Source organism: Hymenobacter sp. B1770 (assembly GCF_049896385.1).
GTDB lineage: Bacteria > Bacteroidota > Bacteroidia > Cytophagales > Hymenobacteraceae > Hymenobacter.
The window spans coordinates 105,998-130,030 of sequence record NZ_JAFCUF010000008.1; the positions used below are offsets into that span (position 1 = coordinate 105,998).

Consider the following 24,033-nt stretch of genomic DNA (forward strand, 5'->3'; position numbering starts at 1 on the left):
GGCACTTTTCTAAGAGTCAAACTGTTGGGAACTCTTGCATTCTTCTGGCGAAGAATGAGGCGCCCAACAGCTCAAAGCCAACAGCTAACAGCTTAAAACCAATCAAATGGCTTTCGCAAAAAACAAGAAACTGGTTCAGGACTTCTCCAAAGTCACTATTTCCCTGGCCTCGCCCGAAGCAATTCTGGAGCGCAGCACCGGCGAAGTGGTGAAGCCTGAAACCATCAATTACCGCACCTACAAGCCCGAAATGGGTGGCTTGTTCTGTGAGCGGATTTTCGGTCCGGTTAAGGACTGGGAATGCCATTGCGGCAAATACAAGCGCATCCGCTACAAGGGCATCATCTGCGACCGTTGCGGCGTGGAGGTGACCGAGAAGAAGGTGCGTCGTGAGCGCATGGGCCACATCGAACTGGTGGTGCCCGTTGCTCACATCTGGTACTTCAAGTCGCTGCCCAACAAAATCGGCTACTTGCTGGGCCTGCCCACCAAGAAGCTCGACCAGATTATCTATTACGAGCGGTACGTCGTTGTTCAGCCCGGTACTTTGGCGGAAGAAGGTGTGCAGATTCTCGACTTCCTCACCGAGGACGAGTACCTGGACATCATCGACAAGCTCCCCCGGGAGAACCAGATGCTGCCCAACGAGGACCCCAACAAGTTCATCGCCCGCATGGGTGCCGATGCCCTGCACATGTTGCTGGAGCGCATCAACTTAGACGAGTTGAGCTACTCGCTGCGTGACTCCGCCGCTCACGAGACTTCGCAGCAGCGTAAGGCTGAGGCGTTGAAGCGTCTGCGTGTAGTAGAAGCTTTCCGTGACGCCGCTACCCGCGTGGAAAACCGCCCTGAGTGGATGGTAATCCGCATGGTGCCGGTGATTCCGCCGGAATTGCGTCCCCTCGTTCCGTTGGATGGTGGCCGTTTCGCTACTTCCGACTTGAACGACCTGTACCGTCGCGTTATCATCCGCAACAACCGCCTCAAGCGCCTGATTGAAATCAAAGCGCCCGAGGTGATTCTGCGGAACGAGAAGCGCATGCTGCAGGAAGCTGTTGACTCCTTGTTCGACAACTCGCGTAAGGTGAACGCCGTGCGCGCCGAAGGCAACCGCGCCCTGAAGTCGCTGTCCGATATGCTGAAAGGCAAGCAGGGCCGCTTCCGTCAGAACCTGCTCGGTAAGCGTGTCGACTACTCGGGTCGTTCGGTAATCGTCGTTGGTCCTGAGCTGAAACTGCACGAGTGTGGTTTGCCCAAGAACATGGCGGCCGAGCTGTTCAAGCCGTTCATCATCCGCAAGCTCATCGAGCGCGGCATTGTGAAGACGGTGAAATCGGCTAAGAAAATCGTGGACCGCAAGGACGCCGTGGTTTGGGACATCCTGGAGAACGTACTAAAAGGCCACCCCGTGTTGCTCAACCGTGCTCCTACGCTTCACCGCTTGGGTATTCAGGCGTTCCAGCCGCGCCTCATCGAGGGAAAGGCTATCCAGCTGCACCCCCTCGTTTGTACGGCTTTCAACGCTGACTTTGACGGTGACCAAATGGCTGTGCACGTTCCCCTCGGACCGGCTGCTATTCTGGAAGCCTCCATGCTCATGTTGGCCTCGCACAACATCCTGAACCCTGCCAACGGCGCGCCCATTGCGGTACCGTCGCAGGACATGGTTCTGGGTCTGTACTACGTAACTAAAGGCAAGCGCAGCACCGACGACGAGAAGATTCAGGGCGAAGGCCGCGTGTTCTACTCGGATGAGGAAGTGGTAATCGCCCTAAACGAAGGTCAACTCTCGAAGCACGCCTACATTAAGGTGCGTACGCAGATTCGCGACGAGAACGACGACTTAGTAACCAAGGTGGTTGACACCGTGGCCGGCCGCGTTCTTTTCAATCAGATGATTCCCGCAGAAGTGGGCTTTATCGACGAGCTGCTGACCAAGAAGAAGCTCCAGCAAATCATCTCGACGGTGTTCAAGCGCACGGGCATGGCCCGCACCGCGCAGTTCCTGGACGACATCAAGACCCTTGGTTTCCAGTCGGCCTATAAAGGCGGCTTGAGCATGGGTCTGGGCGACATCCAGATTCCGAAAGAGAAGGACGAACTGATTCTGCAAGCACAGAACGACGTGAAGGCGGTAACCCAGAACTACCAGATGGGTCTGATTACCGACAACGAGCGTTACAACCAGGTTATCGACATCTGGACGCGTATCAACAACCAAATCACGGAAACGCTGATGGGTCGTTTGGAGCGTGAAAACCAGGGCTTCAACTCCATCTACATGATGATGCACTCGGGAGCCCGTGGCTCGCGCGAGCAGATTCGTCAGTTGGGCGGTATGCGTGGTCTGATGGCCAAGCCGCAGAAGTCGCTGCAGGGCTCGATTGGTGAGATTATCGAAAACCCGATTCTGTCTAACTTCAAAGAAGGCCTGGACGTAATCGAGTACTTCATCTCGACCCACGGTGCCCGGAAAGGTCTTGCCGACACGGCTTTGAAGACGGCTGACGCCGGCTACCTAACCCGTCGTCTGGTAGACGTTTCGCAGGACGTAATTGTGAACGAGCCGGACTGCGGTACCCTGCGTGGCATCGAAACCTTCGCGTTGAAAGACAACGAGGATATCGTAGAGCCACTGTCGGAGCGTATTCTGGGCCGCGTAACGGTTCACGATATCATCGACCCCAATACGGACGAAGTAATCCTAACTTCCGGTTCGGAAATCAAGGAAGACACGACCCGTCGCATCGATGCTACCGGCATCGAGTCGGTGGAGATTCGCTCGGTACTGACTTGCGAAAGCAAGCGCGGTATCTGCGCCAAGTGCTATGGCCGTAACCTGGCTTCGGGCCGCATGGTGCAGCGTGGTGAGGCCGTGGGTGTTATCGCCGCTCAGTCGATTGGTGAGCCCGGCACGCAGCTAACCCTGCGTACCTTCCACGTAGGTGGTACGGCTTCCAACATTGCGGTTGAAGCCAACATCAAAGCCAAATTCGCTGGTGTGGTTGAGTTCGAAGACGTTCGTACCGTGGCTACCACCACGCCGGAAGGTGTGAAAGGTGCTGTGGTAATGGGTCGCTCGGGCGAGATTCGCATCGTGGAGAAAGGCACTGGCAAAGTGTTCACTACCAACCACGTTCCCTACGGCTCATTTATGCTGGTAGAAGAAGGTCAGGAAGTGGAGAAAGGCCAGGAGCTGAACAACTGGGACCCTTACAACGCCGTTATTTTGGCCGAGTTCGATGGTACCGTTCAGTTCGACGCCATCACCGAAGGCATTACGTATCGTGAGGAGTCGGACGAACAGACTGGTCACCGCGAGAAAGTAATCATCGAATCGAAAGCCAAGGACCAGAACCCGTCCATCATCGTTCGCCCCGGCAAAAAGGGTGATGTTGAAGGTCAGAAGGGCTACAGCATCCCCGTAGGTTCGCACTTGAACGTGGAGAACAACGATAAAATCAAGGCCGGTCACATCTTGGCTAAGATTCCGCGCTCCGTGGGCAAAACCCGCGACATCACCGGTGGTCTGCCACGTGTTACCGAACTCTTCGAAGCCCGGAACCCGTCGAACCCCGCTGTGGTATCGGAAATCGATGGCGTAGTAACCTACGGCACCGTGAAGCGTGGCAACCGCGAAATCTACGTGGAGTCGAAAGACGGTGTTAAGAAGAAGTACATGGTGCCATTGTCGAAGCACATTCTGGTGCAGGACAACGACTTTATCCGCGCCGGCATGCCGCTGTCGGATGGTGCCATCACGCCTTCGGACATCCTGAGCATTCAGGGCCCCGGTGCCGTGCAGGAATACCTCGTGAACGAGATTCAGGAAGTATACCGCTTGCAGGGTGTGAAAATCAACGATAAGCACATCGAGGTGGTAGTTCGCCAGATGATGCAGAAAGTTGTGATTCTGGATGCCGGTGACACGTCGTTCCTAGAAAACCAGGTGATTGACAAAATCATCTTCATGGCCGAGAACGACATGATTATCGACATGAAAGTCGTGACCGAAGCCGGTGACTCGACCAACATGAAGCCCGGTCAGATTGTGAACGCCCGCAAGCTTCGCGACGAGAACAGCAGCCTGAAGCGCCGCGACCTTGCCCTCGTGCAAGTGCGCGATGCACAACCTGCTGTTTCGCGTCCGACGCTGCAAGGCATCACGCAGGCTTCGTTGGGTACGGCCTCGTTCATCTCGGCCGCTTCCTTCCAAGAAACGACCAAGGTGCTGAGCGAAGCCGCCATCCGTGGCAAGGCCGACCAGCTCCTGGGCTTGAAGGAGAACGTAATCGTTGGTCACCTCATCCCGGCCGGTACTGGCTTGCGCGAGTACACGCGTCAGGTAGTAGGCTCGAAAGAGGAAATGGAGGCTGCGCAGCAAGCCGCCAAGGCCGCCGAAGAAGTGGTGCCTGCCAAGCGGCCCAGCCGCGCTGGCAAGCGCGAAGTATCGGCAGAGTAATCTGCCGTAGGTTTGTAATAGAAAAGCCGACTGGGGTAACCCGGTCGGCTTTTCTATTTCAACGAGCCAAACCACATAGAACGTCATGCTGAGCTTGCCGAAGCATCTTTACCGCTTCGTTAACCGAACGCCTGATTGATATGTACGTTTACATTCTCACTAACTCGGGCCGTACGGTTCTGTACATTGGTGTAACCAACGACCTTACTCGCCGCTTGTATGAACATCGCTCTGCCAATGGAGATGTCAGTAAATTCACCGGCCGCTACCAAGCTGATTTACTGGTTTACTTTGAACTACTGCCTGACACCACTCAAGCTATTGCCCGCGAAAAGCAATTAAAAGGATGGACTAGAGCAAAGAAAAACGCGTTAATCAATACTTCAAATCCTGACTGGACCGACATTGACTTAGAGAAGTGGGAAGGCTAACAACGAAGCGGTAAAGATGCTTCGGCAAGCTCAGCATGACGTTCTACTGTGATGTTTTAATAATCACCTTATGCAACCAAACGACCAAAACCCGGACCCAAACGCCATCAACATTGAGCTTTCCGAAGCTATGGCTGAGGGCGAATACGCTAACCTCGCCATGATTGCGCATAGCAACAGTGAGTTCGTAATTGACTTCATCCGTATGATGCCCGGCCTGCCGAAGGCCAAGGTTAAAGCGCGCATCGTCGTCACGCCCGAGCACGCCAAGCGCCTTTTGCAAGCCTTGTCGGAGAATATTGAGCGCTTTGAAGCTGCCTTTGGGGCTATCAAAATGCAGAACGAGGCTCCTAGCTATCCAATGAACTTCGGCGGTGCGGTAGGGGAAGCCTAAGCTGAACAAGTCATTCCAGACGCGAAAGCGCCTTCATTTTCGAGTGGAGGCGCTTTTTATTTTGGCCGAAAAGAAGACAGTTAAAAATTAACATCCTCAGTGTGTTTGCTATTGCGGCGAAATAATCTTACCTTTGCAAGCCAAATTTTAGGGGCAAACGGCTCCAAACAAACCAATCGCTAAATGCCAACCATCAATCAGTTAGTACGGAAAGGCCGTGAGGCTTTGACTACCAAGTCGAAGTCGCCCGCCCTTGATTCGTGCCCGCAGCGTCGGGGCGTGTGCACCCGTGTGTACACCACCACGCCTAAGAAGCCGAACTCGGCTATGCGCAAAGTGGCCCGTGTGCGCCTTACCAACGGTAAGGAAGTAAACGCATACATCCCCGGTGAAGGCCACAACCTCCAGGAACACAGCATCGTGCTGATTCGTGGCGGCCGGGTTAAAGACTTGCCAGGTGTACGCTACCACATTATCCGTGGCGCCCTGGACACCGCCGGTGTAAGCGGCCGGACCCAGCGTCGTTCTAAGTACGGTGCCAAGCGTCCGAAGCCAGGTCAACCCGCAGCAGCAGCTGGCAAGGGTGGCAAAGGCGCACCCGCTAAAAAGAAATAAATCAGCTAGTAGTGAGTAGTCAGTGATGCGTGGCACCGGAAACGGAACTGCGCCTCCTTGATACTGACTACTCAATATCAACTACCTATCATGAGAAAGTCTAAACCAAAGAAGCGCATCTTGCTGCCGGACCCTAAGTACAAGGAGACGCTGGTAACCCGTTTCGTGAACTACATGATGTACGACGGTAAGAAAAACCTGGCGTACACCATCTTCTATGACGCTTGCGACCTCGTGGAGCAGCGCACCAAGGAGAGCGGCCTCGAAATGTGGCGCAAAGCGTTGAACAACGTAATGCCCACCGTGGAAGTAAAGAGCCGCCGCGTAGGTGGTGCTACCTTCCAGGTTCCGATTGAAGTGCGCGCTGACCGCCGCATTTCGGTGGGTGCTAAATGGATGATTCAGTACGCGCGTCGTCGTGGTGAGAAGACCATGAAGGACAAGCTGGCTGGCGAAATCATCGCTGCCGCTAAAGGCGAAGGTGCTGCCGTTAAGAAGAAAGACGACACCCACCGCATGGCAGAGGCCAACAAGGCCTTCTCGCACTTCCGTTTCTAAACTGGATAATTGGGTTTGGGGTCTTAGGGACTTGGATTTATTTGACGGACTGTTCTGTTAAAGCGCCAAGACCTGAGACCCCAAATTTCTAAGCCCTAACCAAAATCATGGCCGTTAACAAAGACCTACAATACCTCCGGAACATCGGGATTATGGCGCACATCGACGCCGGTAAGACCACGACCTCGGAGCGTATTCTGTACTACACGGGTAAAACCCACAAAATCGGGGAAGTGCACGATGGTGCTGCCACGATGGACTGGATGGAGCAGGAGCAGGAGCGCGGCATCACGATTACCTCGGCTGCTACGACCACTTTCTGGAACTACCCAACCGACGTGAAGGGTGACCCAACGTCGGAAACCAAGCAATACAAAATCAACCTGATTGACACCCCCGGCCACGTGGACTTCACGGTGGAAGTGGAGCGCTCGCTGCGTGTACTCGACGGTGCCGTGGCCCTGTTCTGCGCCGTGTCGGGTGTTGAGCCCCAGTCGGAGACCGTATGGCGTCAGGCTGACAAATACAGCGTGCCCCGCATCTGCTTCGTCAACAAAATGGACCGTGCCGGTGCTGACTTCTTTAAGGCCGTTGCCGAAATCAAAGACAAATTGGGTGCTAACCCAGTGCCGTTGCAGATTCCGATTGGTGCTGAAGACACGTTCCGCGGTGCAGTGGATTTGCTGACCGGCAAAGCCATTGTGTGGGACGATGCTACCGAAGGCAAGTCGTACAGCGAAATCCCCGTTCCCGAGGATTTGGTGGAGACGGTAGCTGAATGGCGTCAGAAGCTCGTTGAGAGCGTAGCTGAGTATGATGACGCGTTGTTGGAGAAATTCTTCGATAACCCTGATTCCATTACCCGCGAAGAAATGATGGTCGTTATCCGCCAGGCGGTAATCGACATGAAGTTTTCGCCCGTACTGTGCGGCTCGGCTTTCAAAAACAAGGGTGTGCAGACTATGCTGGATGCCGTTATGGCTTACCTTCCGTCGCCCCTCGACATGCCCGCCATCATCGGTACCCACCCCGATACCGGCGCGGAAATCGAGCGTCACCCCGACAACTCGGAGCCTTTCACCGCTCTGGCATTCAAAATTGCTACCGACCCATTCGTAGGCCGTCTGTGCTTCTTCCGCTGCTACAGCGGCGTGCTGGACGCTGGTTCGTACGTACTGAACAACCGCACAGGCAAGAAGGAGCGTATCTCGCGCCTGATGCAGATGCACTCCAACAAGCAGAACCCGATTGACAAAATTCAGGCGGGTGACATTGCTGCAGGTGTTGGTTTCAAAGACATCAAAACCGGTGATACGCTGAGCGAAGAGAAGAACCCTATCGTCCTTGAGTCGATGAGCTTCCCCGAGCCGGTAATTGGTTACGCCATCGAGCCAAAAACTCAGGCTGACGTTGACAAAATGGGCATGGCCATCGCCAAGCTCATCGAGGAAGACCCCACCCTGAAGGTTAACACCGACCCCGAGACCGGCCAGACCGTGTTGCGTGGTATGGGTGAGCTTCACTTGGAAATCATCATCGACCGCATGCGTCGTGAATTCAAAGTGGAAATCAACCAGGGTGCTCCGATGGTAGCGTACAAGGAGGTTCTGACCAAGAAGGTCGACCACCGCGAAACCTACAAGAAGCAGACCGGTGGCCGTGGTAAATTCGGCGACATCGTTTTCGAACTCGGCCCAAAAGAGACCGAGCCAGAAAAGCCCGGCTTCGAGTTTGACAACGCCATTGTTGGTGGTGTTATTCCCCGCGAATTCATCCAGCCGATTCAGAAAGGCTTCGAAGAGGCCATGCGTCAAGGTCCATTGGCCGGCTTCCCAGTTGAGGGCATGAAAGTGCGTCTCTACCACGGTTCCTTCCACGACGTTGACTCGGACGCCCTGTCGTTCGAACTTGCCGCCCGCGGTGGTTTCCGCGAAGCAGCTCGTCAGGCTGGCCCGAAATTGCTCGAGCCCATCATGGCTGTTGAAGTGGTTTGCCCCGACGAATACACGGGTCCCGTAACCGGTGACTTGAACCGTCGTCGTGGTCTGATGAAAGGCATGGACACCAAAGGCGGTGCCCAAGTTATCAAGGCCGACGTTCCGCTGTCGGAACTATTCGGTTACGTAACTGCCCTGCGTACGATTTCGTCGGGTCGTGCTTCGGCATCGCTCACGTTCTCGCACTACGAGCAAGTGCCAAGCAACTTGGCCGAAGGCATCATTGCTAAAGTAAAAGGAAGTAAATAATACCGGTCACTAACTTGGTCAATCGGACCAAAACCCCCAATGAACCAGAAAATTCGCATTAAGCTGAAGTCCTACGACCACAACCTCGTGGACAAATCGGCCGAGAAAATCGTGAAAGCTGTGAAGGCCACCGGTGCCATCGTAAGCGGCCCGATTCCTTTGCCGACCCAAAAAGAGAAGTTCACCGTGTTGCGCTCGCCCCACGTGAATAAGAAGAGCCGGGAGCAGTTCCAGCTTTGCACCTACAAGCGCCTCGTGGACATCTTCTCGACTTCGTCGAAGACCGTAGATGCTCTGATGAAGCTGGAATTGCCCAGCGGCGTTGACGTAGAAATCAAAGTCTGAGGATTCGATTTCAGTCTTAATTAAGAAAAGCCCCACTGCAGTGAAATGCGGTGGGGCTTATTCTTTGGAACTTGCACCAGTACTATCCAGCCTACATGCAATCTGTATTCACTGTAGCTCGTTTGCATCGAGCAATTCTCTTTTTCTGCAGTTGTGTCATCATTGGCATTTTCGTTGCCAACTGGTTTCGTATACTTCCGAGCATTGGGGTAGCCGGAATAGCATTGACAGGCATCATTTATGCCTGCACATATCGTCGGATAGCAAACTGGGATATGTCGCCCGTGTTTGGAAGTTTGTTTTCTATATACTTATTGAACCTCTTGCAAGGACTGAATACTGATGCAGCTAACATTGGCGAGTACAACCGGGATATAGTGTTGAAGTTGCCCTTTGTGGCACTGGTACTAGGGCTTTGGTTGATGCCTGCAATGCCAAGCCGATATCTTCGGTGGTTGTGGTTGTTATTGATTGGCATGACCGTGATTGCGGCAGTAGGTGCTACAGTTAACTATTTGCTGCACTTCCGGGAAATCAATGAAATGTATCTGCATTCTAAAGTCATGCCGACTGAGCCAGACCATATCCGGTTCAGCCTCCTTATCACCTTAGCTATTGCAGCAGGAGTACTCCTATTGGTGCATCAAGCTGTGCAACAAAAGTGGCGGGCTTGGCTTATCGCAGCCATTATAATACTAGCTGCTTTCCTGCATCTGCTAGCTGTTCGTAGTGGTCAGATGACTTTTTATGCGTTATGCGGTCTGGCAATCTTGTGGCTCGTGTTAAAGAAAAAGCTATGGAAGGAAGCAGCCATTATCATGGCTACACTTTTCCTATTGCTTGCCATTAGCTATATAGCATTTCCAACTTTTAACAATAGGGTATTTAATACCCGGCTAGATGTAAGCAAAGTCAAACAAACATCAGCGAAAGAAGGCAAAAAGTACTCAATAGCGGCCCGTGTCTACTCATATAAGGCAGCCCTGAGCGTTTGGAGCGACAACAAGCTTTTAGGGGTTGGAAAAGCGGATTTAGAAGGGGAGATGGCTAAGCGTTATGCCATCCTTTATCCAGAGATGGAGTCTACTTATTACATCTTACCCCACAATCAGTACCTCTACAATCTAGCTGCTCATGGCGGCCTAGGTCTGCTGGTTTTTCTGATTGGAATATTTTATCCAGCTTGGTGGGCCCGGCGCAAACACGCTCCTCTGCTGTTGGCCCACTACCTAAGTATCGCATTATCTTTTTTGGTAGAGTACACCTTAGAAACGCAGATAGGGTTAGCCTATATTCTATTTTTCTTGTTGCTCGCTTTACAGGGTTCTATGCCCGCTGAGGATAATGATCCAATATGGCGGCCTGCATAATTCTTCCAAACGGACACACGTTGGGTAGCTAACAGCCTCATCTAGAAAATATTTCTAAGTGTGGTTATGAATCCTGAGCCTTTTTTTCTATCTTTGCACTCCCTTAGCGAAAACGGCACTCGGCCGTTTTCTTTTTGTGTCATTTAATCATTAACAGAATGCCTGGCATCATCGGTAAGAAAATCGGTATGACAAGCCTCTTCACTCCGGATGGGAAAAACATTCCCTGCACGCTCATTGAAGCGGGTCCGTGCGTAGTGACGCAGGTTAAGACTATCGCGAATGACGGCTACACCGCCATTCAAATTGGGTACGGCGAGAAAAAAGCCAAGAACACCACCAAAGCTTTGGTAGGTCACTTCGCTAAAGCTGGTACTACCCCCAAGAAAAAATTGGTTGAATTCCGCCTCGACGCCGAATCGACCTACGCCGCTGGCTCCACCATCGACGCTACTTTGTTCGAAGAGGGCGAGTTTGTGGACGTAGTGGGTACCTCTAAAGGCAAGGGTTTCCAAGGCGTTGTGAAGCGTTACAACTTCCAGGGCGTTGGCGGCCAGACTCACGGTCAGCACAACCGTCTGCGTCACCCCGGTTCTATCGGTGCTTGCTCTTGGCCTTCACGCGTATTCAAAGGAATGCGCATGGGTGGCCGTATGGGCAACGACCGTGTGAAAGTGCAAAACCTGAAGGTGATGCGCGTAGTCGGTGATAAGAACCTGATTCTGGTGAGCGGCTCGATTCCCGGTGCTAAGAATTCTTACGTGGTAATCGAGAAATAGACTATACGATGGAACTCTCAGTTTATAGCCTCAAAGGCGAAGACACCGGCCGCAAGGTGACCCTGTCTGACGCCATCTTCGGTCTCGAAGTAAACGAGCATGTGATGTACTTGGACGTAAAGCAGTACTTGGCCAACCAGCGCCAGGGCACGCACAAGTCCAAGCAGCGCAACGAGGTGCACGGCACCACGAAAAAGCTCAAGAAACAAAAAGGTACGGGCGGTGCCCGTGCTGGTAGCATGAAGTCGGGTGTGTTCGTAGGTGGTGGCCGCATGTTTGGTCCTCAGCCCCGCGACTACAGCTTCAAGCTGAACAAGAAGACCAAGCGCGTAGCTCGTCTCTCGGCTCTGTCGAGTCTGGCAAAGGATGGCAAAATCTCTCTCGTGGAGAACATTGCCATGGATGCTCCCCGCACCAAGGACTTCGTAGCCATCCTGAACGGCCTCAAGCTGAACAATGGCAAAAAGACCATGCTTGTTACCGCTGAGGTAAACAAGAACGTTGTTCTCAGCGCCCGCAACTTGCAGAAAGTGACCGTGTCGACGCCCATCGGCCTCAACACCCACGACCTGCTGAACACGGACACGCTGCTGATTTCGGAAGACGGCATGGCTTCATTGGTTGAACTCTATAGCACCGCCGAATAATGAGCACGCTGAAACGCCCCATCGTGACCGAAAAGGCCACCGGCCTCAACGAAAAAGGTCGCTACACTTTCGAAGTAGAGCGCACGGCCAATAAAGTGCAAATCAAGAAGGACATAGAAACGCTGTACGGCGTGACCGTGACCGACATCAACACGATGCGCACCATTGGCAAAATGAAGTCGAAAGGCACCAAAGGCGGTCAAGTGACTGGCCGTCGGGCCCACGGCAAGAAAGCCATTGTTACCGTGAAAGAAGGCGACGTAATCGACTTCTACGGCAACCTCTAGGCCTCGCCTTAATTCTTCAGCCGCAAAAGCAAAACTAGCTAGTAATGGCACTTAAAAAACTCAGACCAACCAGCCCAGGGCAGCGCTTCCGCGTTGCGCCGGCGTTCGACGAGATAACCACGTCGACCCCGGAGAAGTCCTTGATGACTTCCCTCCCCAAATCGGGTGGCCGGAACTCTTCCGGTAAAATGTCCAACCGCTACATCGGCGGTGGTCATAAAACCCAGTATCGTATCGTGGACTTCAAGCGCGACAAAGCCGGTGTTCCGGCTACCGTGAAGACCATCGAGTACGACCCTAACCGTACCGCCCGCATCGCCTTGCTCAGCTACGCTGACGGCGAGAAGCGCTACATCATCGCTCCCGCCGGCATGACCGTGGGTACGACGGTAGTATCGGGTACAGGCGTAGCTCCCGAAGTAGGCAATACCTTGCCGCTCCGTGAGATTCCCCTCGGTACCATTCTCCACAACATTGAGCTGCAGCCCGGTCAGGGCGCGGCCATGGCTCGCTCGGCCGGCACCTACGCCCAAATCGTAGCCCGCGAAGAGAAGTACGCCACGTTGAAATTGCCTTCCGGCGAAATGCGCATGGTCCTTGTGACTTGCATGGCCACGGTTGGTACCGTTTCGAATGGTGACCACATGAACACCCGGATGGGTAAGGCTGGCCGTAACCGGTGGGCTGGTCGCCGTCCTCGCGTTCGTGGTGTAGCCATGAACCCTGTCGACCACCCCATGGGTGGTGGTGAAGGCAAATCGTCGGGTGGTCACCCACGTAGCCGCAACGGTATTTTGGCTAAGGGCCAGAAGACCCGCAACAAGAACAAGTATTCGGAGAACCTGATTGTGAGCCGCAAAGGCAAGAAGTAATATATGGCACGTTCACTCAAAAAAGGGCCGTACATTGACTTCCGGCTGGAAAAGAAAGTCACGGCACTCGAAACGGCTGGTAAGAAATCGGTGGTAAAGACTTGGTCGCGCCGCTCGATGATTTCCCCGGATTTCGTTGGCCACACGTTCGCTGTTCACAACGGCAATAAGTTCATCCCGGTGTATGTGACCGAGAACATGGTAGGGCACAAGTTGGGCGAATTTGCCCCGACTCGTAACTTCCGTGGTCACGTCGCCAAAAAAGATAAAGGCAAGCGCTAAGATGGAAGCAGTAGCAAAACTCCGCAATGTGCCGACCTCGCCTCGCAAGATGCGTTTGGTGGCCGACCTCGTGCGCGGCAAGAAAGTAACGCAAGCCCTTGGCCTGCTGCGCTTTGAAGCCAACATCGGCGCCGAGAAGATTGAGAAACTGCTCCTGTCGGCCTTGGCCAACTGGCAGCAGCACAACGAAGAAGAGCGGATTGAGGACGCAAACCTCTACATCAGCGAAATCTTCGTGGACGAAGGACGCCAATTGAAGCGCCTGCGCCCCGCCCCTCAGGGCCGTGGCCACCGCATCCGCAAGCGTAGCAACCATGTGACGCTGAAAATCGACACGAAAGTGGAGAAGCTCGGCAAGAAAACCACCGAGCACGCCAAGCAAGTTGGTACTACCGATAACCCTAAGGCCGACGCCAAATCCTAATTTATTATGGGACAGAAAGTAAATCCGGTTGGCTTCCGCTTGGGAGTAATCAAAGGCTGGGACTCCAACTGGTATGGCGGCAAGGACTTCGCCGAGAAATTGGTGGAGGACGAGAAAATCCGCAAGTACATCAACGCTCGTATTCAGAAAGGCGGCATCAGCCGCATTGTGATTGAGCGCACCCTGAAGCGCATTACCATCACCATCAACACGGCTCGTCCGGGTGTGGTAATCGGTAAAGGCGGTCAGGAGGTAGATAAGATTAAGGACGAGCTGAAGCAAATCACCAGCAAAGACGTTCAAATCAATATCTTCGAAATCAAGCGTCCGGAGTTGGATGCCAAGCTGGTAGGCGAGAGCATCGCTCAGCAGCTGGCCGCTCGTATCTCCTTCCGTCGCGCCATGAAAATGTCGATTCAGGCTGCAATGCGTGTTGGTGCCGAAGGCATCAAGATTCAGTGCGGTGGCCGTCTCGGTGGTGCTGAGATTGCCCGTTCGGAGCAGTACAAAGAAGGTCGTACGCCGCTGCACACGCTGCGCGCTGACATTGACTACGCTTTGTCGGAAGCTCAGACCGTCTATGGCAAAATTGGCATCAAGGTGTGGGTAATGCGCGGTGAGGTGTTCGGCAAGCCCGATCTCTCGCCGAACCAGCAGCTCACTAACCCCGGTGGCGATGCCGGTGGACGTCGTGACGACCGTGGCCCCCGTGGCGAGCGTCGTGAAGGCGACCGCGGCCCGCGTCGTGACGGTGGTGCCGGTGGTCGTGGTGGCAACGACCGTGGCGGCAACGCCGGCGGTGGTGCCCCCCGTGGCGACAATGCCGGTCCTCGTCGCAATGGCCCCGCCCAAGGTGGTGGAGCTGCTGGTGGTGCCGCTCGCGGCCCGCGTCGCTAGAACAAGTCAAGCGCATTTCACTTCGTTTGCCGGTTGGTGAACGAAGTGAAATGTTCGACTGTTCGCCTCTCTCTCTTACAGAACACTCTCTTTTATTAAAATCAAATGTTACAACCGAAAAGGACCAAGTATCGCAAGATGCAAAAGGGTCGCGTAACAGGCCTCGCCTACCGCGGCAGCTCCATAGACTTCGGTTCGTTCGCTATCAAGTCGCTTGAGGTATCTTGGATTACGGCCCGCCAGATTGAGGCAGCCCGTATCGCCATGACCCGCGCCATGAAACGCGAAGGGCAAGTATGGATTCGCATTTTCCCCGACAAACCCATTACCAAGAAGCCTGCTGAAGTGCGGATGGGTAAAGGCAAGGGTTCGCCTGAATATTGGGTGGCCTGCGTAAAGCCCGGTCAAATCATGTTCGAGTCGGACGGTGTTTCGCTGGAAGTAGCTAAAGAATCGCTGCGTCTGGCGGCTCAGAAGCTCCCCGTAAAAACTTCATTCGTGGTTCGCCGCGACTATACGGACGCTGCTTAAGTCATGAAGAACAAGACCGACCTCAAAGGCCTTTCCGCCGAAGCGCTGAAAGAGCAAATCAAAACCGAGCAGGCTCAGGGCCAGCAGTTGCGTTTCGCTCATGCGATTTCGCCGCTGGAGAACCCCGCCCGCCTCAAGGCCAACCGTAAAAACGTCGCCCGCTTGCTCACCGAGCAGACTCGTCGGAACAACGAGCAGGCCACTAACCCCGCTCAATAACCGATGGCAACCGACGTAACAACCCAAGACCAAGCCGCTGCTGAAGCTTCGCGCAACCTGCGCAAAGAAATCACCGGCAAGGTAACGAGCTCCAAGATGGACAAGTCCATCACCGTAGCTGTGGTGCAGAAGCAAAAGCACCCCCTTTACGGTAAGTTCATTACCAAAACCACAAAATTCCACGCCCACGACGAGAACAACGAGTGTGGCGAAGGCGACACGGTTCTCATCATGAGCACTCGCCCCCTGAGCAAGACCAAGCGGTGGCGCCTGGTGGAAATTATTGAACGCGCTAAGTAATCCAGACTAATGATACAGCAAGAATCCCGCCTGACGGTTGCCGACAATAGCGGCGCCAAGGAAGTCCTCTGCATCCGTGTTCTGGGTGGCACGGGCAAGAAATACGCCAGCGTTGGCGACAAGATTGTGGTAGCCATCAAATCGGCTATCCCTTCCGGCAACGCCAAGAAAGGCACCGTGAGCAAGGCCGTAGTAGTTCGTGTGAAGAAAGAAGTGCGCCGGAAAGACGGTTCGTACATCCGTTTCGACGACAATGCTGCCGTGTTGCTCAACAACAACGACGAGCCCCGCGGCACGCGCATCTTCGGCCCAGTGGCCCGTGAGCTGCGTGAGCGTCAGTTCATGAAAATCGTATCGCTGGCCCCCGAAGTACTGTAAGCTATGGCTATCAAAAAAGCAGACCCCGTACAACTGCACGTGAAGTCAGGTGACACCGTCAAGGTGATTGCTGGCGACGAGCGTGGCAAGACCGGCGTAATTAAGTCGGTAAACCGGGTGACCCAGCGCGTAATCGTGGAAGGTCTGAACCTGGTGACGAAACACAACAAGCCGAGCGCCAAATCGCCCCAGGGCGGCATCACCAAGATGGAGGCGCCCATGCACGTGAGCAATGTGCAGGCTATCAACCCCACCACCGGTGAGCGTGTGCGCAAAGGCGAAGCAGCTTCGGCAGCTCCGACCACCAAGCGTGCCACCGCCAAAACGGCGTAATTGCCCCCTGCATCATGGCCCGTCTCAAAGACATTTATAAGAAAGACGTAGTACCCGCGCTCCAGGAGAAATTCCAGTTTAAGAGCATCATGCAGGTACCACGCATCACCAAAATCTGCATCAACCGCGGTATTGGTGCTGCTGTTGCCGACAAGAAGTTGGTGGACAACGGCGTGGAAGAGCTGACTACCATCACCGGTCAGAAAGCCATCCCAACCATTGCCAAGCGTTCGGTGTCGAACTTTAAGCTCCGGGAAGGCATGCCCATCGGTGCTAAGGTTACGCTGCGCGGCGAGCGCATGTACGAGTTCATGGACCGTCTCCTGACGGTGGCCCTGCCCCGCGTACGTGACTTCAAAGGCATTAACGACAAAGGTTTCGATGGTCGTGGCAACTACACGCTTGGCGTGAAAGAGCAAATCATCTTCCCAGAAATCTCGATTGACAAAATCAAGAGCATCTCGGGCATGGACATCACGTTTGTAACCACCGCCGAAAACGACGAGCAGAGCTACGAACTGCTTAAGGCGTTCGGTATGCCCTTCGCTAACGCTAACAAAGAAGCTTAATCTCCCGAACTCATGGCTAAAGAATCCATCAAAGCACGGGAGCGCAAGCGCATTGCCACCGTGGCCCGCTACGCTGAGAAGCGCAAGGCTCTGAAAGCTGCCGGCGACTACGAAGGTCTCGACAAGCTGCCCAAAAACGCTTCGCCCGTGCGCCTGCACAACCGCGACATGATTGACGGCCGCCCCCGCGGATACATGCGCAAGTTTGGCATCAGCCGCGTGCGTTTCCGCGAAATGGCCCTCGCTGGAAAAATTCCTGGCGTGACCAAGTCAAGCTGGTAGTATTCCGGTTTAGGCTTTTCGCTAAGCAATAAAATAGGCGCTTCCACTTTGGTGGAGGCGCCTATTTTTGTTTGTGGTACAACTGCACAATGGATTAAACAATCGTTAATGAAAATTCCATTACTCATTCTTAGTCTTATTGTGATTGGTTGCTCAAACCCAATCGACTTGCGTTTTCAAGATAAAATGATTGGTCATTGGCGTAAGGTTGAAAAGCCATATGATACACTTTTAATCATTAAGGGTGACGGCAACAAACTGCTAGTAAAGTATCAGGGACTTCAGTTTCCTGTTGTACCAGATACTTTGAAGCAAGTGCTTCATCTTGATGCGGGTACAGATATTATCAACTTCATTCTTTCGCCTATTGATGATAATAGATTGAATCTGGCAGGAGAAGGAGAGTTTGAGCGTATTGCTAGCAAAGAATATTGGTTGCCGTATCTGCTCAGCCTGCCGCCACAGCAAGTTTTTGCAGATGCGTCCTGGGCAGGGGAGCACCTTGACAGGGCCTGAAGAGGAGAGTTAAGTAGGCAAAGTGCAAGCTCACTGCGAAGGATTTTCAACACTGCACTTGCAAAAGCCCTGTAAGTCTGCTACCTTTGCACTCCCAAAAGCTGGGGAAGGCCCCAAACCATTTGGCAGGTTGCCAAAAGAAACCATTGGCTGCACCGTCGCCGGGCAAGCCAAGTAGTCTTAACCGAAATTTCGTTGGTCCCGTTGGGCACCCGGCGAAATTTTCTTATCTTTGCGCTCCGAAAAAAGCGGACGCATTTAATACTCAATGAATACTGACCCCATTGCCGACTACCTGACCCGGGTACGCAACGCCATCAAGGCGAACCACCGGGTGGTAGAAATCCCGGCCAGCAACATCAAAAAGGAAATCACGAAGGTGCTCTACCACAAGGGCTACATTCAGTCGTACCGTTTTGATGATTCATCGGTTCAGGGCACCATCAAAATTGCTCTGAAGTACAACCCGACCACCAAGGCTCCTGCTATCACCAAGCTGCAGCGCGTTTCAACGCCTGGCTTGCGTCAGTACGTGTCTTCCGATAACCTGCCCCGGGTACTCAGCGGCTTGGGCGTCGCCATCATCTCGACCTCAAAGGGCGTGATGACGGAGAAAGAGTGCAAAACCGAGAACGTGGGCGGCGAGGTGCTGTGCTACGTGTACTAATCCGGAACCGCTTTAGCTAACTTAATTATGTCACGTATTGGTAAACTCCCGATTTCTGTCCCCACTGGGGTCGCTATCTCGGTTGAGAAAGACAACGTGGTAACGGTGAAAGGCCCCAAGGGCACGCTAACCACGCAAGTGGACCGCGACATCAACGTTGCCATTGAAGACGGTACCCTCACGGTAACCCGTCCCACGGAGCAAAAGCGTCACAAGGCTATGCACGGCCTGTACCGCTCGCTAATCAACAACATGGTACTCGGTGTGAGCAATGGTTTCGAGAAGAAGCTGGAGCTTGTAGGTGTAGGTTACAAAGCCTCCCTCGCTGGTACCACGCTCGAGCTGGCCCTAGGCTACTCGCACAACATCTACATTGCCCTGCCGAAGGAAGTAACTGCTACTGCTGTTACCGAGAAAGGTAAGAACCCGATTGTGACGCTGAACAGCATCGACAATCAGCTTCTGGGCCAGGTAGCCGCTAAAATTCGTTCCTTGCGTAAAGTCGAGCCTTACAAAGGCAAAGGTGTACGTTTCGTGGGCGAAATCATCCGTCGCAAAGCTGGTAAAACGGCCTCTAAATAAGTTCGCATCATGGCATTTGATAAGGCACAACGCCGCAAGCGGATTCAGCGCATCATCCGTACCAAGGTGGCTGGCACGTCCGAGCGGCCGCGGCTCTCGGTGTTCCGTAGCAACACGGGCATCTACGCTCAGATTATCGACGACACCACCGGCCGCACGCTGGCTGCTGCTACGTCGAAAAAAGTAACGGCCGAAGGTGGCAACGGCGTGGCTCTGGCCGCTGCTGTAGGACGGCAGATTGCCGCCGTCGCCCAGGAGAAAGGCATTACCAAAGTGGTCTTCGACCGCTCGGGTTACCTCTACCACGGTCGCGTAAAATCATTGGCTGAAGGTGCCCGCGAAGGCGGCCTCAATTTCTAAACTATCATGGCGCAAGAACGCGACAACAATCGTCCTGGCGGAGACCGTCAGCGCAGCAACGACCGCGACCGGAACAAGGACAACTCCCGCATGGGTGCTGATTCCGACTTCAAAGAAAAAGTAGTAGCCATCAACCGCGTAGCGAAGGTGGTGAAAGGCGGTCGCCGCTTCAGCTTCTCTGCCATTGTGGTAGTAGGCGATGGCAACGGCAACGTAGGCTACGGCCTCGGCAAAGCCAACGAAGTAACCGACGCCATTGCCAAAGGCATTGACGACGCTAAGAAGAACGTAGTGAAGGTGCCGATGTACAAGCACACCGTTCCTCACCTCATGGAAGGCCGCTACGGCGGTGGTTTCGTGCTCATCCAGCCGGCAGCGGCTGGTACGGGTGTAATCGCCGGCGGTGCAATGCGCGCCGTGTTCGAAAGCGCCGGTATCAAGGATGTATTGGCGAAGTCGAAAGGCTCGTCGAACCCCCACAACGTGGTAAAGGCTACCTTTGCTGCCTTGGCCAAAATGCGTGACCCGTTGCAAATTGCACAGGCACGTGGTATCTCTCTTGCCCGCGTTTTTAACGGTTAAATGACATGGCACAAATTCAAGTAAAGCTCGTGCGCAGCGCCATTGACCGCCCCGAGCGTCAAAAGCGCACCGTTCAGTCCTTAGGCCTGAACAAAATGAATAGCACCGCGCAGCACGAAGTAAACCCGTCCATCATGGGCATGGTAAACAGCGTGAAGCACCTGCTAGAAGTAACCGAACTGTAAGACTATATATCGTCATGCTTAATCTCAGCAATCTATCGCCAGCCTACGGCTCGACTAAAAACGAGAAGCGGATTGGCCGGGGCGAAGGCTCCACGCGCGGTGGCACGTCGACCCGTGGTCACAAAGGCGCCAAGTCGCGTTCGGGCTACAAGCGTAAGTCCGGCTTTGAAGGTGGCCAAATGCCCCTCCAGCGTCGTGTGCCTAAGTTCGGCTTCACCAACATCAACCGTGTAGAATACAAAGCCATCAACCTCGATGTGCTCGCAACTCTGCTTGAGAAGAACAGCGCTACCACCATGGATGCCGCTTACTTCATCGCCAACGGTTTGGTATCGAAAAACGCTAAAATCAAAATCCTCGGCCGTGGCGAAGTTTCCACGGCTCTGGAAGTTCATGCTCACGCATTCTCGAAGTCGGCTGTTGAAGCCATCGAGAAGGCGGGCGGCAAAGCGGTAACGCTCTAAAAGCTACCTTCGGCAATGAATAAGTTTATCGAGTCGATAAAGAACATTTTTGCGATTGAGGATTTGCGTACGCGAATCCTCAATACGCTTTTCTTCATTGCCATCTATCGCCTCGGCGTTTACGTGGTGTTGCCGGGTGTCGACCCGACTCGCCTGAAGACGGGTGCCGAAGGTTTGTTTGGCATTCTGGATACCCTCCTTGGAGGCGCATTCAGTAACGCGTCTATTTTCGCGTTGGGCATCATGCCTTACATCTCGGCCAGCATCGTGTTGCAGCTGCTCACCATTGCTGTTCCTTACTTCCAGAAATTGCAAAAGGAGGGAGAGTCGGGCCGTAAGAAAATCAACCAGTATACTCGCATTCTCACAATTCCGATTGTGTTGGCGCAGTCAGTTGGCTTTATCGCTACCATAAACGCGGATGCCATCATTAATCCGGGCACGTTCTTCACCGTGTCGACCATGATTATCATCACGGCCGGTACGTTGTTCTGCATGTGGCTGGGTGAGAAAATCACTGATAAGGGTATCGGCAACGGTATCTCGATGCTCATCATGATTGGTATAGTATCGCGTCTGCCCGGTGCTATTATTGGTGAAGCCGCTGCAAAGGGAGTTAATAAATCGCTTATATTCCTGCTGGAAATGGTGGTTCTATTCCTAGTCGTAATGGCTGTTATCGTGCTCACGCAGGCTGTTCGTCGCATCGCGGTGCAGTATGCCAAGCAGGTTGGTGGTACTACCCAGCTCGATGCTCAGCGTCAGTTTATTCCTCTCAAGGTTAATGCTGCTGGTGTAATGCCCATCATCTTCGCTCAGTCGTTGATGTTCGTGCCGGCCATTGTGGCTTCGGTATGGCAGAACCAGAGTGATATGGCTAGCTACATTGGCGTTAAGTTCTCGGACTATACGTCGTGGCAGTATAACCTGACTTTTGCATTGCTCATCATCATCTTTACTTACTTCTACACGGCTATCAGCGTCAATCCTAACCAGATTGCCGATGACCTGAAGCGGAGTGGGGGTTTTGTGCCAGGTGTGAAGCCAGGGCGTGACACGTCGGAGTTCATCGATGAAATCCTGACCCGTGTGACGCTGCCAGGTGCTGTTGCCCTCGCACTGATTGCAATTTTCCCTGCTATTGCATTGTTGCTTGGCGTTACGCGTCCGTTCTCGGCCTTCTATGGCGGTACATCGCTCATCATTATGGTGGGTGTAGTATTGGACACGGTAAACCAAGTACAAAGCTATTTGCTCATGCAGCACTACGATGGCATGATGAAATCGGGTAAGCTGCGCGGTCGCACGGCACAGCCCATTTCGGTGGCTTCGTAATTTAAACATGGCAAGCGGCAGCATACAGTATAAAACCGAAGAAGAGATTGACCTCATCCGCGCCAGTGCATTAGTACTGGCTAAGGCCCACGGCGAAGTCGCGGGCATGGTGAAGGAAGGAGTAACGACGCGACAGCTTGATAAGCGCGCGGAGGAGTTCATCCGAGACCATGGTGCAGTACCTTCCTTTAAAGGCTACAACAAGTTTCCTTACAGCCTGTGCCTCTCACCAAATTCGGTGGTGGTGCACGGGTTTGCTACCGATGAGCCGCTGAAGAGTGGCGATATCTTATCGGTGGATTGTGGCGTTTACTTGAATGGCTTTCATTCAGATAGTGCCTACACCTACCCAATAGGGGAGGTGGCGCCCGAAGTACTGAAGCTCTTGGCTGAAACCAAAGCTTCGCTGTACAAGGGCATCGAACAAGCCGTGAGTGGCAACCGCGTTGGTGATATCAGCTTCGCAATCCAGAACCATGTGGCTCGAATGGGCTACGGGGTGGTGCGCGAGTTGGTTGGCCACGGAGTTGGCGCAAAGCTGCACGAGAAACCTGAAGTGCCTAATTACGGCAAACGGGGTTCTGGGCCGCTCTTACAAACGGGTTTGGTGTTGGCAATAGAGCCAATGGTAAATTTGGGCAAGAAGGACGTGGTGCAGGAGGCGGATGGCTGGACCATTCGCACCAAAGACCGCAAGCCCTCAGCGCACTTTGAGCACACCGTTGTTGTTAGAAAAGATAAGGCGGAGATTCTTACCTCCTTTGAGTACATAGAAAAAGCATTGCAGCAGTAGCCCTTATGGCAAAACAAGCCTCGATTGAGCAGGACGGTACCATCCTCGAAGCCCTTTCCAACGCCATGTTCCGCGTGGAACTGGAAAACGGCCACCAACTGATTGCCCACATTTCGGGCAAGATGCGGATGCACTACATTAAGATTCTGCCCGGTGATAAGGTTAAATTGGAAATGTCTCCCTACGATTTGTCAAAGGGTCGCATCAAGTATCGTTATAAATAAACTCGTTTCTCTCCACAGGTCATGAAAGTAAAAACCTCGGTGAAAAAGCGTAGCGTGGACTGCAAACTCGTCCGCCGTAATGGCAAGCTCTACGTCATCAACAAGAAGAACCCGCGCTTTAAGCAGCGCCAGGGTTAATTCATTTTTTAGAATCCCGGAGCCTTGGGTACTGGTAAGTATGCTTACCGCCTTCCAAGTAGCTGCCGGGCTTCTGTCCGCAAACACTTAACCACACAAAATGGCTCGTATCGCAGGGGTAGATATCCCGGACAACAAGCGCGGCGAAATCGCCCTGACTTACATCTTCGGCATTGGCCGGAGCAATTCTCAGAAAATTCTGGTGAAAGCCGGGGTTGACATCAACAAGAAGGTGAAGGACTGGTCCGACGAGGAGTCGGGTGCTATCCGTGCCATTATTGCTGCTGAGCACAAGACGGAAGGCGTTCTGCGCTCGGAAGTAACCACCAACATCAAGCGTTTGATGGACATCGGTTGCTACCGTGGCTTGCGTCACCGCAAAGGTCTACCAGTTCGTGGTCAGCGCACCAAGAACAACTCGCGTACCCGCAAGGGCAAGCGTAAGACGGTAGCCGGCAAAAAGAAGGCAACCAAATAATCTCACACGGGAATCGGCGCTGGCTGCTGCGGATGAATTATCCGCAGCAGCCAGCGCCAACACCTCCCGCATTTTTTGCGATAACCAAATGGCACAAAAAAGAAAAGACAAAGCCAAGAAGCGCGTTGTCGTAGTGGAGCAGGTTGGTCAGGTACACATTCGTGCCTCGTTCAACAACATCATCATCTCCATTACCAATAACAACGGTCAAGTTATTTCGTGGGCTTCGGCTGGCAAAATGGGCTTCCGTGGTTCAAAGAAAAATACGCCTTACGCCGCCCAAATGGCGATGAGCGACTGCGGTAAAGTAGCCCACGACCTGGGCATGCGCAAAGCCGAAGTATTCGTTAAAGGTCCGGGTTCGGGCCGTGAGTCGGCCATCCGCGCCCTCGGCAACGTGGGTATTGAGGTGACCACCATCCGCGACGTAACGCCGCTGCCCCACAACGGCTGCCGCCCTCCCAAGCGTCGTCGCGTTTAGTTTTTAA

35 protein-coding genes are annotated in these 24,033 nt (G+C 53.6%); all 35 read left to right on the top strand.

From position 1 onward, the window contains the following. Positions 1–106: 106 nt before the first annotated feature. Complete coding sequence (gene rpoC / locus ACP7AJ_RS16470) at positions 107–4,462, top strand: DNA-directed RNA polymerase subunit beta' (protein ID WP_426061303.1); 4,356 nt, start codon at positions 107–109, stop codon at positions 4,460–4,462. 140 nt (positions 4,463–4,602) lie between these two features. After that, the gene (locus ACP7AJ_RS16475; RefSeq protein ID WP_426061304.1) at positions 4,603–4,893 is read left to right on the top strand and encodes a GIY-YIG nuclease family protein; all 291 of its coding nucleotides are present in this window, start codon (positions 4,603–4,605) and stop codon (positions 4,891–4,893) included. A gap of 70 nt (positions 4,894–4,963) precedes the next feature. Beyond that, positions 4,964–5,287: a DUF3467 domain-containing protein gene (locus ACP7AJ_RS16480; protein WP_426061305.1), complete on the top strand. Its 324-nt coding sequence runs from the start codon at positions 4,964–4,966 to the stop codon at positions 5,285–5,287. 183 nt (positions 5,288–5,470) lie between these two features. After that, positions 5,471–5,902 (top strand): 30S ribosomal protein S12, encoded by a 432-nt coding sequence (gene rpsL / locus ACP7AJ_RS16485; protein ID WP_068191715.1) that lies wholly within the window; start codon positions 5,471–5,473, stop codon positions 5,900–5,902. 90 nt (positions 5,903–5,992) lie between these two features. Then, positions 5,993–6,460: a 30S ribosomal protein S7 gene (rpsG, locus tag ACP7AJ_RS16490; RefSeq protein ID WP_035567919.1), complete on the top strand. Its 468-nt coding sequence runs from the start codon at positions 5,993–5,995 to the stop codon at positions 6,458–6,460. 107 nt (positions 6,461–6,567) lie between these two features. After that, complete coding sequence (fusA, locus tag ACP7AJ_RS16495; protein WP_426061306.1) at positions 6,568–8,706, top strand: elongation factor G; 2,139 nt, start codon at positions 6,568–6,570, stop codon at positions 8,704–8,706. Between the two features lie 39 nt (positions 8,707–8,745). Beyond that, a complete protein-coding gene (gene rpsJ, locus ACP7AJ_RS16500; protein ID WP_035567915.1) occupies positions 8,746–9,051 on the top strand; it encodes a 30S ribosomal protein S10 in 306 nt (101 codons plus the stop codon). Positions 9,052–9,146: 95 nt separating this feature from the next. Then, positions 9,147–10,421 (top strand): O-antigen ligase family protein, encoded by a 1,275-nt coding sequence (locus ACP7AJ_RS16505; protein ID WP_426061307.1) that lies wholly within the window; start codon positions 9,147–9,149, stop codon positions 10,419–10,421. A gap of 158 nt (positions 10,422–10,579) precedes the next feature. Further along, positions 10,580–11,200 (top strand): 50S ribosomal protein L3, encoded by a 621-nt coding sequence (gene rplC / locus ACP7AJ_RS16510; RefSeq protein ID WP_426061308.1) that lies wholly within the window; start codon positions 10,580–10,582, stop codon positions 11,198–11,200. A gap of 8 nt (positions 11,201–11,208) precedes the next feature. Then, on the top strand, positions 11,209–11,847 hold the full coding sequence (gene rplD / locus ACP7AJ_RS16515) for a 50S ribosomal protein L4 (RefSeq protein WP_426061309.1): 639 nt from the start codon (positions 11,209–11,211) through the stop codon (positions 11,845–11,847). Then, positions 11,847–12,134 carry a 50S ribosomal protein L23 gene (rplW, locus tag ACP7AJ_RS16520; RefSeq protein WP_426061310.1) on the top strand — a complete coding sequence of 96 codons (288 nt, stop codon included), beginning with the start codon at positions 11,847–11,849 and terminating at the stop codon, positions 12,132–12,134. Before rplD ends, rplW begins: the two co-directional genes overlap by 1 nt. A 44-nt stretch (positions 12,135–12,178) precedes the next feature. After that, on the top strand, positions 12,179–13,006 hold the full coding sequence (gene rplB, locus ACP7AJ_RS16525; protein ID WP_380201896.1) for a 50S ribosomal protein L2: 828 nt from the start codon (positions 12,179–12,181) through the stop codon (positions 13,004–13,006). A 3-nt stretch (positions 13,007–13,009) separates the two neighbouring features. Next, the gene (rpsS, locus tag ACP7AJ_RS16530) at positions 13,010–13,288 is read left to right on the top strand and encodes a 30S ribosomal protein S19 (protein WP_068191730.1); all 279 of its coding nucleotides are present in this window, start codon (positions 13,010–13,012) and stop codon (positions 13,286–13,288) included. Between the two features lies 1 nt (position 13,289). Next, the gene (gene rplV, locus ACP7AJ_RS16535) at positions 13,290–13,712 is read left to right on the top strand and encodes a 50S ribosomal protein L22 (RefSeq protein WP_068191733.1); all 423 of its coding nucleotides are present in this window, start codon (positions 13,290–13,292) and stop codon (positions 13,710–13,712) included. 6 nt (positions 13,713–13,718) lie between these two features. After that, on the top strand, positions 13,719–14,609 hold the full coding sequence (rpsC, locus tag ACP7AJ_RS16540; protein ID WP_092676431.1) for a 30S ribosomal protein S3: 891 nt from the start codon (positions 13,719–13,721) through the stop codon (positions 14,607–14,609). Positions 14,610–14,714: 105 nt separating this feature from the next. After that, entirely contained in the window at positions 14,715–15,140 is a 426-nt protein-coding gene (gene rplP / locus ACP7AJ_RS16545; RefSeq protein ID WP_046246580.1) for a 50S ribosomal protein L16, read from the top strand. A 3-nt stretch (positions 15,141–15,143) separates the two neighbouring features. After that, positions 15,144–15,359, top strand: a complete 216-nt coding sequence (gene rpmC / locus ACP7AJ_RS16550) for a 50S ribosomal protein L29 (RefSeq protein WP_426061311.1) — start codon at positions 15,144–15,146, stop codon at positions 15,357–15,359. Between the two features lie 3 nt (positions 15,360–15,362). Then, positions 15,363–15,659, top strand: a complete 297-nt coding sequence (gene rpsQ, locus ACP7AJ_RS16555; protein WP_426061312.1) for a 30S ribosomal protein S17 — start codon at positions 15,363–15,365, stop codon at positions 15,657–15,659. Between the two features lie 9 nt (positions 15,660–15,668). Continuing rightward, positions 15,669–16,037 carry a 50S ribosomal protein L14 gene (rplN, locus tag ACP7AJ_RS16560; RefSeq protein ID WP_035567895.1) on the top strand — a complete coding sequence of 123 codons (369 nt, stop codon included), beginning with the start codon at positions 15,669–15,671 and terminating at the stop codon, positions 16,035–16,037. 3 nt (positions 16,038–16,040) lie between these two features. Continuing rightward, positions 16,041–16,370, top strand: a complete 330-nt coding sequence (rplX, locus tag ACP7AJ_RS16565; RefSeq protein WP_092676441.1) for a 50S ribosomal protein L24 — start codon at positions 16,041–16,043, stop codon at positions 16,368–16,370. Positions 16,371–16,384: 14 nt separating this feature from the next. Next, positions 16,385–16,939 carry a 50S ribosomal protein L5 gene (rplE, locus tag ACP7AJ_RS16570; protein ID WP_426061313.1) on the top strand — a complete coding sequence of 185 codons (555 nt, stop codon included), beginning with the start codon at positions 16,385–16,387 and terminating at the stop codon, positions 16,937–16,939. A gap of 12 nt (positions 16,940–16,951) precedes the next feature. Beyond that, positions 16,952–17,221, top strand: a complete 270-nt coding sequence (rpsN, locus tag ACP7AJ_RS16575) for a 30S ribosomal protein S14 (protein ID WP_035567891.1) — start codon at positions 16,952–16,954, stop codon at positions 17,219–17,221. Positions 17,222–17,329: 108 nt separating this feature from the next. Then, complete coding sequence (locus tag ACP7AJ_RS16580) at positions 17,330–17,737, top strand: hypothetical protein (protein ID WP_426061314.1); 408 nt, start codon at positions 17,330–17,332, stop codon at positions 17,735–17,737. A 268-nt stretch (positions 17,738–18,005) separates the two neighbouring features. After that, positions 18,006–18,404 (top strand): 30S ribosomal protein S8, encoded by a 399-nt coding sequence (rpsH, locus tag ACP7AJ_RS16585; RefSeq protein WP_380201909.1) that lies wholly within the window; start codon positions 18,006–18,008, stop codon positions 18,402–18,404. 27 nt (positions 18,405–18,431) lie between these two features. Continuing rightward, the gene (gene rplF, locus ACP7AJ_RS16590; RefSeq protein WP_426061315.1) at positions 18,432–18,986 is read left to right on the top strand and encodes a 50S ribosomal protein L6; all 555 of its coding nucleotides are present in this window, start codon (positions 18,432–18,434) and stop codon (positions 18,984–18,986) included. Positions 18,987–18,995: 9 nt separating this feature from the next. Beyond that, a complete protein-coding gene (gene rplR / locus ACP7AJ_RS16595) occupies positions 18,996–19,346 on the top strand; it encodes a 50S ribosomal protein L18 (RefSeq protein WP_068191746.1) in 351 nt (116 codons plus the stop codon). A 90-nt stretch (positions 19,347–19,436) separates the two neighbouring features. Further along, positions 19,437–19,928: a 30S ribosomal protein S5 gene (rpsE, locus tag ACP7AJ_RS16600; protein WP_035567955.1), complete on the top strand. Its 492-nt coding sequence runs from the start codon at positions 19,437–19,439 to the stop codon at positions 19,926–19,928. Positions 19,929–19,933: 5 nt separating this feature from the next. Next, positions 19,934–20,113, top strand: coding sequence for a 50S ribosomal protein L30 (gene rpmD, locus ACP7AJ_RS16605; RefSeq protein WP_092676456.1), 180 nt, complete (start codon positions 19,934–19,936; stop codon positions 20,111–20,113). A gap of 14 nt (positions 20,114–20,127) precedes the next feature. After that, a complete protein-coding gene (gene rplO, locus ACP7AJ_RS16610) occupies positions 20,128–20,577 on the top strand; it encodes a 50S ribosomal protein L15 (protein WP_380201911.1) in 450 nt (149 codons plus the stop codon). 15 nt (positions 20,578–20,592) lie between these two features. Then, positions 20,593–21,912, top strand: coding sequence for a preprotein translocase subunit SecY (secY, locus tag ACP7AJ_RS16615; RefSeq protein WP_426061316.1), 1,320 nt, complete (start codon positions 20,593–20,595; stop codon positions 21,910–21,912). Between the two features lie 7 nt (positions 21,913–21,919). After that, positions 21,920–22,705, top strand: a complete 786-nt coding sequence (gene map, locus ACP7AJ_RS16620) for a type I methionyl aminopeptidase (RefSeq protein WP_426061317.1) — start codon at positions 21,920–21,922, stop codon at positions 22,703–22,705. Positions 22,706–22,710: 5 nt separating this feature from the next. Continuing rightward, entirely contained in the window at positions 22,711–22,929 is a 219-nt protein-coding gene (gene infA / locus ACP7AJ_RS16625) for a translation initiation factor IF-1 (RefSeq protein ID WP_035567874.1), read from the top strand. Positions 22,930–22,950: 21 nt separating this feature from the next. After that, complete coding sequence (gene rpmJ / locus ACP7AJ_RS16630) at positions 22,951–23,067, top strand: 50S ribosomal protein L36 (RefSeq protein WP_046246595.1); 117 nt, start codon at positions 22,951–22,953, stop codon at positions 23,065–23,067. Between the two features lie 100 nt (positions 23,068–23,167). Continuing rightward, positions 23,168–23,545: a 30S ribosomal protein S13 gene (gene rpsM / locus ACP7AJ_RS16635; RefSeq protein ID WP_070727294.1), complete on the top strand. Its 378-nt coding sequence runs from the start codon at positions 23,168–23,170 to the stop codon at positions 23,543–23,545. Between the two features lie 88 nt (positions 23,546–23,633). Then, entirely contained in the window at positions 23,634–24,026 is a 393-nt protein-coding gene (gene rpsK, locus ACP7AJ_RS16640) for a 30S ribosomal protein S11 (RefSeq protein ID WP_035567868.1), read from the top strand. The last annotated feature ends 7 nt before the right edge of the window (positions 24,027–24,033 follow it).